The following is a 13418-nucleotide window of genomic DNA, read 5'->3' on the forward strand; positions in this document are numbered from 1 at the left end:
GCTCTTTGAAAATCCAAATACACGTTGCTGACGTGAATTAAAGTTTGCAAAGATAAACTTTAGAATTAAGAAAATGAGAATGAATTATTGTTAAGAACGTTTGCGTACAGTGAGAAGTAGGCATAGGAAAAGAGAACCGTTTAAAAAAAATTGACGGAGCATTAGATAAAACTTTAGGTTGCCTGTAACGGCAATAAGGCTTTCTTTATACGAAAAAGAGCAAAAGCACTGGAAGACAAATTAAGCGGTTTAATATCATGGTTAACGCGTTATTGCCTTTCTTACAAATTCTTGATAGAAGGATAATAAAATTAATACTTAGGACACGGCAAGCCTCTGCTGGCAGGAGATTTTTTAATATAAATAAGCGAAATTTCTATTCCACCTCTCGATTGTGAAGCCGTTTTTAATGAAGATGTATTAACATCGTAAGTAGCACCTAAACGAAAATCGCTGAATTCAAGACCTAAATAGGGAATTACAGCATCGTTCAAACGAATCCAGCTGCCAAAATACACACTCGTAGCTTTTTCACCTTCTGTTACAGGAAGCTGAAGAGCTCCTCCGAGAACTGCTTCTGATGCCTGCGCCTGTAGGCTATATAAACCACTCAGGTGAAGAGTACTTGTGCCCCCAACTGGGAAATATGCGCCGGCATGAAACGTAGTTCTTGGATTAAGCAGAAAAAACGTACCTGTAAAATGTTGCTTTGGACGTGTAATATGATACATAGAAACGCCCGCATAAAAATTATTTTTATCCGTTGTGCTACCAGTGTACAGGATACCCGCATTAAGATCAAAATAATTATTCTTCAAAGTAGAATTATTAAATATTTCGCCAGTGCTGCCGGTAAAACCAAAAGGCGTAAGCTGGTCCTCAAATTTAAGGTTAGAAACATCTAACATCATATTGGTATAAGTTCCCTGGAATCCTGCACCTATTTGTTGGTAACCATCTTCATCTAAGCCTTTGTGAAAAGCTGTTGAAATGCTGAGATAATTAAATTTCAAGGCACTATTTGCACTTTGGTCAGAATAACCCATTACACCGACGCCCCATGTATCAGTAGGTGATATGTAATTGCGCATGATGGGAAAATCGACCGAAACTGTACTGGTCGTAAATGCACGGTTTATAGTGGGCCACTGATTGCGATAATTTCCTGCTACACGTAGATTTCCATCAAACTTACCTGTTAATGCAGGATTAAGCGTCAGTGGAGATGCAAAAAATTGAGAAAAATGAGGATCCTGTGCATTAGCGTTAACTAACAGAAAAAAAATAAAAAATATAAAAAAGAAGATACGCATTAGTTACGGTTGAAATTATCGCAGAAAAACATGATAGTATATCAATTATTAAGTTTTGTTTCTGCTTTTAATTTTGCTCTGTTTTAATGAAGATAACAAGTAAAAATAAATTTTCTTCTGAAAAGTTTAACTAATGTATTGTCACTGGCCTTATTGCTGGCGGGAGCCTTACACACTAAAGGTACCAGCGGCATTTACCATTTTTTTTCCAGATTTTCTCCCTGCTTTCGCGGCCTTTTCACAAATAATTTTTTCACTAAAAGACATTCTTTTAAAGCAAATTGTTGCCTCTGTCTTTACAATTTTTCCAGCTTAGCTTTATATTTTGCAACCAAACGCAAGGTCGCCCGCATCTCCCAGTCCGGGTACTATATAACCTTTTCCCGTCAGTTCATCGTCTATTTCGCCACACCATATTTTTACTTCAGGATGTTCAAGTTTCAAATATTCAATTCCTGATGTACAGGCAATGGCAGTTACGACATGAATTTTTTCCGGCAAGCCTTCATTCTTCATATACTGTATCGATTTTACCAGAGAGGCACCAGTGGCAAGCATAGGGTCGCTGATAATAATGGTTTTTCCAGCCAGAGACGGACAACTCATATATTCAAGGCTAATTTCAAAAGTACCATCATGCCTGTGTTTACGGTAGGCAGATATAAAAGCGTTGTCTGCTTTGTCAAAAAAGTTAAGCATGCCGTAGTGCATAGGTAAGCCTGCCCGTAAAATTGTAGCTAGTACCGGTTGTTCTTTTAATCTTTTAGAGGTTGCAATTCCTAACGGCGTTTGTATTTCAACTTCTTCCCACTCCAGCTCCCGGCTGATCTCGTAAGCTGTTACTTCTGCAATTCTTTCAAGATTGCGCCTGAAACGCATCCTGTCGGTTTGTATTTCAACGTCCCGAAGTTCCCCTACCCAACTGCTGACGAGACTATGTTGCTTGCTTAAATTAATGACCATAGTAATATTGCAGATTTGAGATTGTACATTGCCGCCTGAAAATTACGGCAAATCTGCCATTTGAACACTTAATCTCAAATATTTATGTTGTATAGAGTTATAGGAATTATGAGTGGTTCATCGCTCGATGGTTTAGATATCGCTTTCGCGGAATTTGAAGAAAGTAGAAGCAAGTGGAGTTTTGAAATAAAAGCGGCAAGCTGCAAGCCGTATAAACAGGAATGGGTTGAGAAGTTGCAAAACGCTACCAATCTTTCTGCATATGATTATCTTTTGTTGCATACTGCTTACGGGAAATTCATCGGTGAGCAGGTAAATGAATTCATTGAGGAGTTTGATCTGCATCATAAAGTGCAATTAATCGCCTCACATGGCCATACAACTTTTCATTCCCCTGCATTGGGAATGACAGCCCAACTGGGTGATGGAGCGGCTATTGCCGCGGCTACAGAAATAAATGTGGTAAGTGACCTTCGGGCTATGGACGTTGCTTTTGGTGGTCAGGGTGCACCAATTGTACCAATAGGAGAAAAACTTTTATTTAATGATTATTCTCTTTATCTCAACCTTGGCGGCATTGCAAATCTTTCTTATAAAAGTCAAAACGATTATGTCGCTTTTGATGTTTGTGCAGCCAACCGAGTAATGAACATGATTGCCAATACCGGGGGAAAAGACTACGACGAAGGTGGCTACAGTGCTTCCACCGGAAAAGTGTATACGCCTTTATTAACACGTTTAAATGCGCTCTATTATTATTCATTACCGCATCCCAAATCGTTGGCTAACAACTTCGGAACGGATGTCGTATTCCCATTGATACAAGCCTTTGACATATCAATTGCAGATAAATTAAGAACATATACAGAGCATATTGTTATGCAACTTGTTTATTCTATTCAAAAGCTGTCTGCAAATGAAGAAATAAAAAATACAAAGCTTTTGGTAACAGGCGGAGGAGCCTTCAATACGTTCCTTATACAGCGCCTTACAGAGTCTCTTCGTCCTTTTTTGATAGAGGTTATAGTACCCGAGGCCACCATTATCAATTACAAAGAAGCATTGATAATGGGCCTGATCGGCGTTCTAAGATGGAGGGAAGAATACAATGTTTTGCAAAGTGTAACAGGTGCACAACGAAGCAGCATAGGAGGAGCAGTATGGATAGGCCAGGAGGCGTAACAATCTTTCGCAATAAAAACAATTAAAATTTTGGGTACAGACTTTATTGCTCCGTCTGTACATCGTTGCGACGCATTCCGTTCATCTGCCGTTTTCAATTTAACGTTGCAAAGGGTATAATTGGATATAATGCTTTTAGAAGCTGTTTTTATCAAACTGTTTGATGTTGCTGTTTTTCGTCGTAATTAAACATCCACCTTACTCCAAACTTGTCGGTAAGAACCCCAAACAGGGCTCCCCAAAATTGCTTTTTTAAGGGGTCAATAATATGCCCACTGGCAGAAAGATTTGAAAAAAATGAATTAATTTCTTCACTACTGTCACAATTTACAGAAAGCGCCATTGTATTTCCTTTTATATAGCCTTCTGGCCCTACCATATCGGACCCCATCAGTAGTAATCCATTTCTGGTTAATGCAGCATGTAAAATCTGGTGCTTCATGGCAGTAGGACATTGAGCTTCAATAGGCGAACCTTCCACCGTCTGCAGGTTCAGGTCTCCCCCGAGACATTCCTTATAAAATGTCATAGCTTCTCTGCAATTGCCGTTAAAATTTAAATAAGCATTAATTGTAGCCATTTTATTTTGTTTTAGTTTAAAATATAATTGATGTTTATTTCCCGTTTAACATCTTTTAATATTCGTATAAATCTTATTGGAAATTATTCAATAAGGAAGCTCACATTATGTCCGTCATCTTAAGTCGGTTCCTGGTATAGGCCTATTACGTTACCCGCCGGATCACTAAACCTGGCTGTTATCTCTGGCGCATCTGCACCAATTGCCTGAACAATTTTGCCACCGTTTGCAATAACCAACTCAATAGCGGCAGCAACGCTGTCAACCATAATATATATTAAAAGGCCAGGATTACCTGACGGACGGCGTCCAACTACCCAGGTTCCACTTACCTCACCTGCCCCATCGTCAAAAGCAATGTGCCCGTCGCTGCGCTTCCTGGTTTTCCAACCAAAAACTTCTCTGTAAAAAGAGACTGAGCGATCAACGTCAACGGCTGGTATTTCTATGTAGCAAACTTTACCATTTGCAAGAGTTGGATGCTTATCGTTTTCCATAGTTTTATTATAAATTTTAAAAAATGTGTATTTATCTTTTATAAGATAAATATCTGAAATCAAATCTTTAAAAGCAAGCGATTTCACGCAAATCGAAACAAATCACTCCAACCTTCATCCATCCCGCTAACACTTCATTTTTCTTATTCCAGGATTGTGCAGTAAAATCCTTCAGAATTCAATATTTCCATTATTCTCTCTGGCAAAACAATTTTTCCTTCCACTCTTAAAACTTTATCACAATCCTCTAAATCAAAATTTATTCTTGTAAGCGGGAAGTAGTTTGACAGAACGCCTACAAGAATCTCTGCTTGTTTTTGTTGCTGAATATTTGTTTTAAAAACTTCTACCATTTTTTAAAATTCTAGAGTCCTTTAATTAATACATCTTTCCTTATTTATATTGGTAATAATTACTCCTGCGTTCAATTCTGAAGTTGCTGGAATTCTTGCTTAATTCTTTAAAATATGTTTGTAAGATTGATAATGAATTCTTGCAAGGGAGACACATCATCTTCCCTTTATATTACTTTTCTTCAACCACAGATAAAATATTACCCGCCGGATCTTTAAACCATGCTATTGTAGGCCCACCACCACGTGCGATTCCCTTTTCATCCGTCTTTAAATTAGCTTCGTTGTAGATTTCAAAACGTACTCCCTTTGAGTTTAGCTCAGCTACCGCGTCTTCCACATTATTTACAGAAAAATTAAGAATGGTAAAAGTTGCAGGTGTATGGTTTGACTTAGGATATACAAGTACTTTATCTCCTCCATCGATGTGTAATTCTATCAATCCCATTGGATTGTTAGTCACATTTAACCCAAGCACTTCACTGTAAAATGCTTTTGCTTTTTGCAGGTCATCAACAGAAAAACTGCTAAAGGCTTTTGTATGCTTAAACATAGAAAATGTTTTAATGATTAATCTTTAAAATTTAATTATACAATCAAACAGCTTTCATCTTTTAAACCGCTTTATTCCAAAATTTTTTTTTAAAAAAAGCATCTCGCAATACCTGTTTTATTTTTACAAGCCTATCTTGCTATCAGCTCACTTTATACTGCTACTACAAACCTACCTTCATTATTTGAATATGAGAGGGTGTAAAAACGGCAAATTAAGGGGTTGATTGTGACAAACTATTCGCTTAGATTTGGCTTATGAAACACATATCTATACTTGTTCCGGAAGGGGATGTCAGCATTACCAATATTGAAGGAACCCACCAAATTTTTTCTCAGGTAAATTCTTTCCTTTTGCGGGCAGGCAGACAACCTTTATTTACCATTCAACTGGTTGGACTTAATAAAGAGACCCGGATGAAAAAAGGTTTATTCAGTGTACATCCTGATGTGCTGATTGACGATAATATTAAAACGGACCTTATCATTATACCTGCCATTCAGGAGAGCGACATGAAAAAAGCTTTGGAGGCTAACCAGGATTTTATTCCATGGCTGATTAAACAATATAAATCAGGCGCTGAAATAGCGAGCCTTTGCATAGGATCTTTTTTGCTTGCATCGACAGGTTTACTAAAGGGAAGAAAGTGTGCCACGCATTGGGTAGCTGCGAATGATTTCAGAAGTATGTTTCCTGACGTACATCTTGTTACTGACAGAATAATTACAGACGAACAAGGCATTTATTCAAGCGGAGGCGCGTATTCTTCGCTTAATCTTATTTTATATCTTGTTGAAAAATTTGCCGGCAGGGAGATGGCTATACTTTGCTCGAAAGTGTTTCAAATAGAAATAGAGCGAAATAGCCAATCTTCGTTTATGATATTTAACCCTCAAAAAGAGCACAAGGATGAGGCAATAAAGCAGGCGCAGGAATTCATTGAGCATAATGTGGGCGATAAAATATCTGTAGAAGATTTAGCGTCAAAATGCGCGGTTGGAAGGAGAAACTTTGAGAGGCGTTTTAAAAAAGCCACCAGCAATACGCCCGCGGAATATTTGCAAAGGGTAAAGATAGAGGCGGCTAAAAAAAGCCTTGAAACAAGCCGGAAAAATGTAAATGAGGTAATGTACGAAGTCGGTTATGCAGACACAAAAGCTTTCAGAACTATATTTAGAAAGATCACCGGTTTATCTCCTATTGAATACCGCAATAAATACAATAAAGAAGCTGTGCCTGCATAAATACGCCTTGCTTTTTTTTTCTAAATTTCAACGGCAATATTTAACCCTATTCCTTCTTTTTTCTTTTACTGCCTCAATTGTCTTTTTATGAAAAAGAAATCTTCTGTTCATCATCACGCAGGCTCACACCATGCTATTGAAGAATAACAAGAAAAAACTTAAAAATTGGTAGAAAGCTTTTTTACCTACTGAGCCTGTTCCTTATAAAAATTAACTGCATTTGCCTGGGCCGTACTTGTAACAACAAGTTCGTTAATACATACATGCTGCGGTAGTGTGGCACAATACCAGGTTATATCTGCAAGATCAGGAGCATACAATGGGGTATATCCTTCATACACCTGCTTCGCTTTATCCTCATCACCTTTAAATCGAACATTTGAAAATTCAGTTTCAGCAGAACCGGGATGTATGGCAGTGACCTTTATTTTATATTGCAAGAGATCAATGCGGAACGATTGGCTTAAAGCATCTACCGCAAATTTTGTTGCGCAATACACATTTCCTTTTTCGTACACTTCTTTTCCGGCAATAGAACCAAGGTTTATAATATGACCATGATTTCTAGATGTCATATATGGAAGCACAGCCTTGGTAACATACAATAGACCTTTAACGTTTGTGTCGATCATTGTGTCCCAGTCATTAATATTTCCTTTATCAAAAGTATCACGGCCGAGTGCGAGGCCTGCATTATTAACCAGTACATCAATCTCTTTCCACTCATCAGGCAGATTTCCCAGATTTTGAAAAACTTGCTCTTTGTGCTGCACATCAAATACAAGGCTTAGTATGCGTACGCCATACTTCTCTCTTAGTTCATCTGCAAATGCATGAAGCCGATCAGCCCGACGGCCGGTAATAATACAGTTCCAATGACCTGAAGCAAATTTTTCTGCTATAGCTTTTCCAAACCCTGATGTTGCGCCTGTTATTAATACTATCTTATGCATAGCTGCGAAGGTAGGAAGCAGGGGGCAAATGAAAAATCGAAAATAAAGAATCACCTAAGGAAATGTAAATACCAGTAAAAACGATTAACGCTGCATCAGAAGAGTTATGATAAGCGGCGTTAAATGAAAAATGTGTTACAAAATCTTGCCTTTACCTTATTAACACAACAGTTCCTTTTTTAGAAATTGATTTTCCGAGGTAATTTGTTGCCTGGGCCATAAAGACATACGTTCCTGTGGGTTGCTCTTTTCCTTCGAAAGTGCCGTCCCATCCGTTGTTAATAGTTGTAGTGCTGTACACCATTTGCCCCCAGCGATTATATATTCTAAAATAATTGAAACTTTTTATACCTACCGGCAAAGGTTTCAAGACATCATTTTTCCCATCCGCATTAGGCGAAAATGCAGTTGGAATAAATAAATCAGGACCCGTCTTAAATACCTTAACTTTCATCTCATCTTCTGCAAAACATCCCCCTTCAGTACCCACCCTTACTTTATAAATGACAGAATCGTATGAAGCGCTTAAGGTAACTACCGGGTTAGCAATGGAAGAATTATCCATTCCAATAGTTGGATTCCATGTATAAACACTACCTCCTGACGCATTTAACTGAAGCGGCTCATTTGCAACTACACTTGTATCATTTCCTGCAAAAGCTTTTACAGGTGGCACAACAGTTACTACTATTGTATCAGTTTTGGGCTTTGGACATCCAATTGTATCATATGCAGTAAGAATATAGGAAGTGGTTGACAAAGGATTAGCAACAGGTGTTAAAGTATTTGCATTTGTCAGAGAATTTTGAGGACTCCATGCAAAGGAAGAGCCTGTAATTGTAGCTGCAAGCGGTGCGCTGTTTCCATAACAAACAATAACATCGGGGCCTGCCGTTACACGCGGGTAGGGAACCACCTTTACTCTTACAGCATCTTTGGCCTCGCATTTACCAACGCTAGCGGTTACAGTGTATGTTGTTGTTGTATCGGGACGGGCTATAGGATTTTTAATATCAGCTCTGTTGATTATTCCACTTGTTGGAGCCCAGCTATACTTTAATCCCTCACTTTCAGCAAGCAAGGCAATGGTATCAGTGAGACAAATACTCGTGTCCGCTCCTGCATTGACAGTTAAAGAGTCAAGTACATTAATTGTGACAGAATCTTTATTTATACATCCTCCCTCGCCTGTAACAGTTACAGAATAAGTGGTTGTCTGTTTAGGAAAAACATAAGGATCAGAAGAGTTTAAATTTATAATGTTATAAGCAGGAGTCCATGCAAAAGTACCGTTCCCGATAGCCTGTAAGGCTAAAGTATCTTTATTGCAAATCAGAGTATCTCTGAAGGGAAGAGACAATGCGGCAACATTTTTTACTTCAACTGGCTTTATGATTGAATCCACGCAACCTTTAGTGCTGGTAACGACAAGTTTTACATTTCTTGTTCCTGAATCAGCATATGTATGAGTAGGATTTTGTATAGAAGACACGTCAGAAGCAGAGGAAGAATCACCGAAATTCCAGGCCCAACTATTTATTGTACCGTTATTTCCTGTGGTACTTTTATCTCTAAAATCAAAAGGCGTTTGAAAACAACTGCCGGTCACTTGAAAATCGGGTTTAAAGCCAGGGTAAACACCTATTGTTGTTGAGTCTTCATCTATGCATCCTCCAGTACCATTAACTATAAGTTTTATTGTATAAACACCAGTGTCAGGATAGGTATAAGAGGGAGCTGCTTCAGTTGATGTTGCACCAGGAACTCCAAAATCCCAGTGGTAACTTTTTATAGAAGAAGAATTATTATTATTACTGAAATGAACAGAAGAATCTTTACACCAGGCTCCTGAAATTGGGAGCGGTTCAGCTGTGGCATAGTCACAATTGCCAACTTCAAGAATAAAATCTTTGTGATGTATATTAATCACTTTTCCGTTTCTCCATTCTGTTGCACATACATTTATTACATAACTCCCTGAGGCTGGAGCGATCCCTGTTATCTTCCCTGTAACCGGGTTTATAGTTACTCCCGCACCTAATGGACTACTGCCACTAAATGGACTTTTATAAGGTAGAGAGGTTAAAGTTAACTGTTGGGGTAACCCTCCCCCACCTTCGCTTCCAGGGTCGGGATTTAATACTGTTCCTCCTGAATATGCTTCGCAAAACGAATAACTTATAGAGTCCTTATCAGCGTCAGATGAACCAAAGTCGAGAACAAAACTTTTATTTTGACAAACAAGTGCCGTATCTTTTATAGCAAATTGAGGGCTGCTGTTGTGGCCAACGGGTAAAACCGATGTACCCGGTATTGTGGTGGTAAAGGTAGCCCCAACGCCTGATGACACAGCCAAGTTCGCAATATTATTACGCCTGCAGCACCTTATCCATGACAAAAGATAACCGTCCGCAGAAGCTGGCAGTTCGACCTCAGCTGAAAAAACTCCTACCTGGAAACATACTTCAGGGGCACTGGTAAGGCAGGGTATTACCGCAGTATTTAATTTAATTTCTGGAATTGGTCGTATTAATTGTAACTGTACAGAAGATTGAAATGTCAGATCACTATTGTGATAAATGCCTACAACTACAACTTCACTTTCTAATGCCTGAGCCAGGGGATCTGCGGGATGACAGTCTCGAAACAAGCGCATGGTAATTTTATATTTGCTACTGTTTGCAGAAGTGCCAGGGCCGACATATTCATAAAACAATTCTCCTCCTGATATATGACTGGCATAAACCGGTAAAAAATATAATAGCGTAATTATAAGTACTATGAATTTTTTCATGAAGAGATGAGATACAAGTTACTGAACCCATACCTATATAAAGGTGAATGTACGAAAACGTTTAAATATTCAGGTCGTTGTGAACTTTTGACAATCTACTATTTACAAAAGATTTAGCTATCACTGATAACACTGTAGAAAAACACTTTGGTTTAGAAAAAAACGAACCTACTATGTCAATAATTTTCTGTTTAAGTGTAAAAAATGAGGCTTTATGAATCCGGTTAAAACAAATATTGCAATTAATGCGATTTCTTTTACTATAAAAATTTATCAGGCATTTATAATGAATTCCAGAAGATACTTATTAAGCTTCTCCGGCTCTTCCCACATGCTCATGTGTCCTACTCCGCGAATAATATGTACATACGAAGTTTTTGGTAAGGGAACCTGTTTTAGCACATCATCTACAGGTGCTGCTTTATCTTCAGAACCTATAATGAATAGTACCGGAACTTTGCTTTTTTTTAATACCTCGGTTCTGTCGGGGCGGTTCATCATTGCTGCATAATATTGTATTAATGCCTCCTTACTAAAATTTTTGCCTTGTTCAATCAATTCCGAAACTCTTTCCGGATGCTGTTTTTTATAGTTCTCAGAAAATAAATTTGGCGTGGTATTTTTTAAAAAAGGAAAAACACCATATTCTTCCATCATTTTTATTCCTTTTTGCCGTGATGTTTTCTTTTCTTCATTGTCTGCAAATGCAGTTGAATGAACAAAACCAAAGGCCGTAAGCTTCTGAGCAAACATCTCAGCAAAGGCGAGGGTAATATAGCCGCCCATGCTATGACCTAACAAAATGCATTTTTCAATATTTTCATTTTCAAGCAAAGCATTTATAAAGGTTGCATAACCTTCAATAGCTACGTTGTCTTTTTGCAACATGCCCGATTTGCCGCTGCCAGGCAAGTCAGGAATTATAAGTTTACAATATTTCTGTAAAAAGCTGACCTGTTCACTCCAGATATTACCGTCTTCCGCAAAGCCATGCAACAAAACAACAGCTTTGCCTTCGCCTGACACGTTATAGTACATTTCTGTATTGAGGTATTGAAACTTTTTTTCCATAGTTCAGCTTTAAAGAATAAAAATAAAATTTCTTGATTAATGAATAAAAAAAGGAAAGTACACGTAAAGTGATCTAACAATGTTTAATAAGTTTTCGAAGGCATATGCAACCAAAACTTCAACACGAAAAATGCTAATGATCCTTATGTGCTAAGTTCTCGTCTAAACCTTTTTTTCAAAACCATTACAAGGTGGTAGCCAAGCAGTACAACCATTAAAAATATAGCGAGTTTAAAAAGAATATCACCATTGCGTACATAAAAAGTCTCACCTGCAAGCGTGGGAATGGCATATTTTATAGAAGACGCTTCATCCCATTTTCTGCTTTCTAAAATATCTCCATTGCTGTTTATTACGGCGGAAATACCTGTATTTGCGCTTCGCGCAATCCACTTGCGGGTTTCAATAGCCCTAAGTCTGGCATAATTCAAGTGTTGTTTATGGCCGGGTGTGTTGGCCCACCAGCCATCATTCGTCATAATGGTTAGCAGGTTTGCTCCTTTTTTAATATAGCTTGTAATATATTCTCCATAAATACTTTCATAGCAAATTATAGGAGCAGTTATATATGGATTTCCCGCATCTTCAAATGCCAGCGCTGATTTGTCGTGCCCGTAGCCGCCTGTAGTCCCGCCAAATTTTTCAAAAATAGCACCTAACCATATCAGGAAATCGGGCAGCGTTTCTACTCCGGGCACTAATTTACTTTTATTGTAAAATTGCAGCGGTTGGTTTGCTTTTATTATAACTGCAGAATTAAATGCGTCGTAATAATTTCCATCTGACTCATTCAGCCGTGCAGTGTTCGTAGGCTTCTCTCTTCCATAATTTTTTAAAGACTCTACACCTGTTTGAAGCGTAATGTTGGGATGCCTGTTAACAAAATCAAAAACAGGTTTATAATACATGTTTTCCTGAACCTGGTTCTGAAATACGGCAACCGGCAAAGCAGTTTCTGGCCAAAGAACGAGGCGCGTATTAAAATCTATTTTTTCTTCAGACAGATGTATTAGTTTTTGGATTTGTTCCTCTGTTGAGGCTACATCAAATTTTTCACTGTAAGGATCAATATTAGGTTGAACGATAACTACATTATTTATTGCTTTTTTTACATCGGCCTTTGCAGGGTGTATCAAATACGATAAGACAAAAGGCAAAAACAAGATGGCAATTGTTGCGGTAATAATTTTACTTCTATTTATGCTGTGCCTGTTTTTAAATGCGCTATAAACCATTATGTTTGCACTCAATACCCAAAAGCTTCCACCCGACACTCCCGTATATTCGTACCATTGAACCCAGTCCGTTTGTGTGGCAAATACATTTCCTAATGTTAGCCATGGCCAGCTCAATTGCCAGTTAAGATGAATATATTCAAAACTCATCCAGAAGACTATCAGACTAATGTAACCTGCTTTATTGCTGTATTTCGTTTTAAAAATATGAAATCCCCAAAGTGGAATAGTCATCAAAAAACTATTTGCTACAATAGCTCCTACGGCTCCTGCAGTAGTAGCATTCCCTATCCACCATGTAGTGCCTAAATTCCATATAAACATGCTTAGTATTGCAAATACGAAAAATCGAATCCTGTTTTTTTCGTGGTCAGCAATTGATAATAACGGAACCCATGCAATAAAAATAAGAAACGTAAAAGGCAAAACAGGCCATGCTAATACAAGCAGTAAACCAGATAAAAAACTTAATATGAGAGAAGAATATTTTTTCAAATAAACATTTTTAAAATAAGGGCGGCAAGTTCGTTAAAAAAGGAATAGAAAGGCGAGGTTATAGAATAGTAAGGGTTAGGTATAAGATAAGGTATAGTTAAATTGAAAATCGCATCAATTTTTTATACCTTAAACTTTGGCCCCAAAGCTTTAAACCCTTTCAGAATTATTTGCCTCGTATTATT

Annotated in this window: 12 protein-coding genes; 2 read left to right on the forward strand and 10 right to left on the reverse strand. The window is 37.9% G+C overall.

Annotated features, from left to right (window positions below):
* Positions 1-311: 311 nt before the first annotated feature.
* Positions 312-1313: a PorP/SprF family type IX secretion system membrane protein gene (locus tag B154_RS0103045; RefSeq protein WP_018611793.1), complete on the reverse strand. Its 1002-nt coding sequence runs from the start codon at positions 1311-1313 to the stop codon at positions 312-314.
* Positions 1314-1631: 318 nt separating this feature from the next.
* Positions 1632-2276 carry a uracil phosphoribosyltransferase gene (upp, locus tag B154_RS0103055; RefSeq protein ID WP_018611795.1) on the reverse strand — a complete coding sequence of 215 codons (645 nt, stop codon included), beginning with the start codon at positions 2274-2276 and terminating at the stop codon, positions 1632-1634.
* A gap of 84 nt (positions 2277-2360) precedes the next feature.
* Between upp and B154_RS0103060 the strand changes: the two genes are divergently transcribed.
* Positions 2361-3458 carry an anhydro-N-acetylmuramic acid kinase gene (locus tag B154_RS0103060; RefSeq protein WP_026259921.1) on the forward strand — a complete coding sequence of 366 codons (1098 nt, stop codon included), beginning with the start codon at positions 2361-2363 and terminating at the stop codon, positions 3456-3458.
* A gap of 151 nt (positions 3459-3609) precedes the next feature.
* Here the strand turns inward: B154_RS0103060 and B154_RS0103065 are convergent, their stop codons facing one another.
* The 4 genes from B154_RS0103065 to B154_RS0103080 all read right to left on the reverse strand — a co-directional run bounded on the left by B154_RS0103065 (position 3610) and on the right by B154_RS0103080 (position 5441).
* Entirely contained in the window at positions 3610-4038 is a 429-nt protein-coding gene (locus B154_RS0103065; protein WP_018611797.1) for a VOC family protein, read from the reverse strand.
* A 119-nt stretch (positions 4039-4157) separates the two neighbouring features.
* Positions 4158-4535, reverse strand: a complete 378-nt coding sequence (locus tag B154_RS0103070) for a VOC family protein (RefSeq protein ID WP_018611799.1) — start codon at positions 4533-4535, stop codon at positions 4158-4160.
* A gap of 143 nt (positions 4536-4678) precedes the next feature.
* On the reverse strand, positions 4679-4888 hold the full coding sequence (locus B154_RS0103075) for a hypothetical protein (RefSeq protein ID WP_018611801.1): 210 nt from the start codon (positions 4886-4888) through the stop codon (positions 4679-4681).
* A gap of 172 nt (positions 4889-5060) precedes the next feature.
* A complete protein-coding gene (locus tag B154_RS0103080; protein ID WP_018611803.1) occupies positions 5061-5441 on the reverse strand; it encodes a VOC family protein in 381 nt (126 codons plus the stop codon).
* A gap of 257 nt (positions 5442-5698) precedes the next feature.
* Here B154_RS0103080 and B154_RS0103085 point away from each other — a divergent pair, with 257 nt between their 5' ends.
* The gene (locus tag B154_RS0103085; RefSeq protein WP_018611805.1) at positions 5699-6685 is read left to right on the forward strand and encodes a GlxA family transcriptional regulator; all 987 of its coding nucleotides are present in this window, start codon (positions 5699-5701) and stop codon (positions 6683-6685) included.
* 185 nt (positions 6686-6870) lie between these two features.
* On the opposite strand, the gene B154_RS0103090 is transcribed toward B154_RS0103085, so the two are convergent.
* The 4 genes from B154_RS0103090 to lnt form a co-directional block, all read right to left on the reverse strand.
* Positions 6871-7638 (reverse strand): SDR family NAD(P)-dependent oxidoreductase, encoded by a 768-nt coding sequence (locus tag B154_RS0103090; RefSeq protein WP_033411004.1) that lies wholly within the window; start codon positions 7636-7638, stop codon positions 6871-6873.
* Positions 7639-7789: 151 nt separating this feature from the next.
* Positions 7790-10432, reverse strand: a complete 2643-nt coding sequence (locus tag B154_RS30500; protein ID WP_018611809.1) for a PKD domain-containing protein — start codon at positions 10430-10432, stop codon at positions 7790-7792.
* A 273-nt stretch (positions 10433-10705) separates the two neighbouring features.
* Positions 10706-11503 carry an alpha/beta fold hydrolase gene (locus tag B154_RS0103100; protein WP_018611811.1) on the reverse strand — a complete coding sequence of 266 codons (798 nt, stop codon included), beginning with the start codon at positions 11501-11503 and terminating at the stop codon, positions 10706-10708.
* Positions 11504-11646: 143 nt separating this feature from the next.
* Entirely contained in the window at positions 11647-13233 is a 1587-nt protein-coding gene (lnt, locus tag B154_RS0103105) for an apolipoprotein N-acyltransferase (protein ID WP_018611814.1), read from the reverse strand.
* Positions 13234-13418: the final 185 nt, after the last annotated feature.

Origin of the sequence: Segetibacter koreensis DSM 18137 (genome assembly GCF_000374045.1) — a bacterium.
GTDB lineage: Bacteria > Bacteroidota > Bacteroidia > Chitinophagales > Chitinophagaceae > Segetibacter > Segetibacter koreensis.

Coding starts and splice junctions, on each gene's coding strand:
- B154_RS0103100 (WP_018611811.1), bottom strand. CDS start 11,503: ATGGAAAAAAAGTTTCAATACCTCAATACAGAAATGTACTATAACGTG.
- B154_RS0103075 (WP_018611801.1), bottom strand. CDS start 4,888: ATGGTAGAAGTTTTTAAAACAAATATTCAGCAACAAAAACAAGCAGAG.
- B154_RS0103045 (WP_018611793.1), bottom strand. CDS start 1,313: ATGCGTATCTTCTTTTTTATATTTTTTATTTTTTTTCTGTTAGTTAAC.
- upp (WP_018611795.1), bottom strand. CDS start 2,276: ATGGTCATTAATTTAAGCAAGCAACATAGTCTCGTCAGCAGTTGGGTA.
- B154_RS0103085 (WP_018611805.1), top strand. CDS start 5,699: ATGAAACACATATCTATACTTGTTCCGGAAGGGGATGTCAGCATTACC.
- B154_RS0103070 (WP_018611799.1), bottom strand. CDS start 4,535: ATGGAAAACGATAAGCATCCAACTCTTGCAAATGGTAAAGTTTGCTAC.
- B154_RS0103065 (WP_018611797.1), bottom strand. CDS start 4,038: ATGGCTACAATTAATGCTTATTTAAATTTTAACGGCAATTGCAGAGAA.
- B154_RS0103090 (WP_033411004.1), bottom strand. CDS start 7,638: ATGCATAAGATAGTATTAATAACAGGCGCAACATCAGGGTTTGGAAAA.
- B154_RS30500 (WP_018611809.1), bottom strand. CDS start 10,432: ATGAAAAAATTCATAGTACTTATAATTACGCTATTATATTTTTTACCG.
- B154_RS0103080 (WP_018611803.1), bottom strand. CDS start 5,441: ATGTTTAAGCATACAAAAGCCTTTAGCAGTTTTTCTGTTGATGACCTG.
- B154_RS0103060 (WP_026259921.1), top strand. CDS start 2,361: ATGTTGTATAGAGTTATAGGAATTATGAGTGGTTCATCGCTCGATGGT.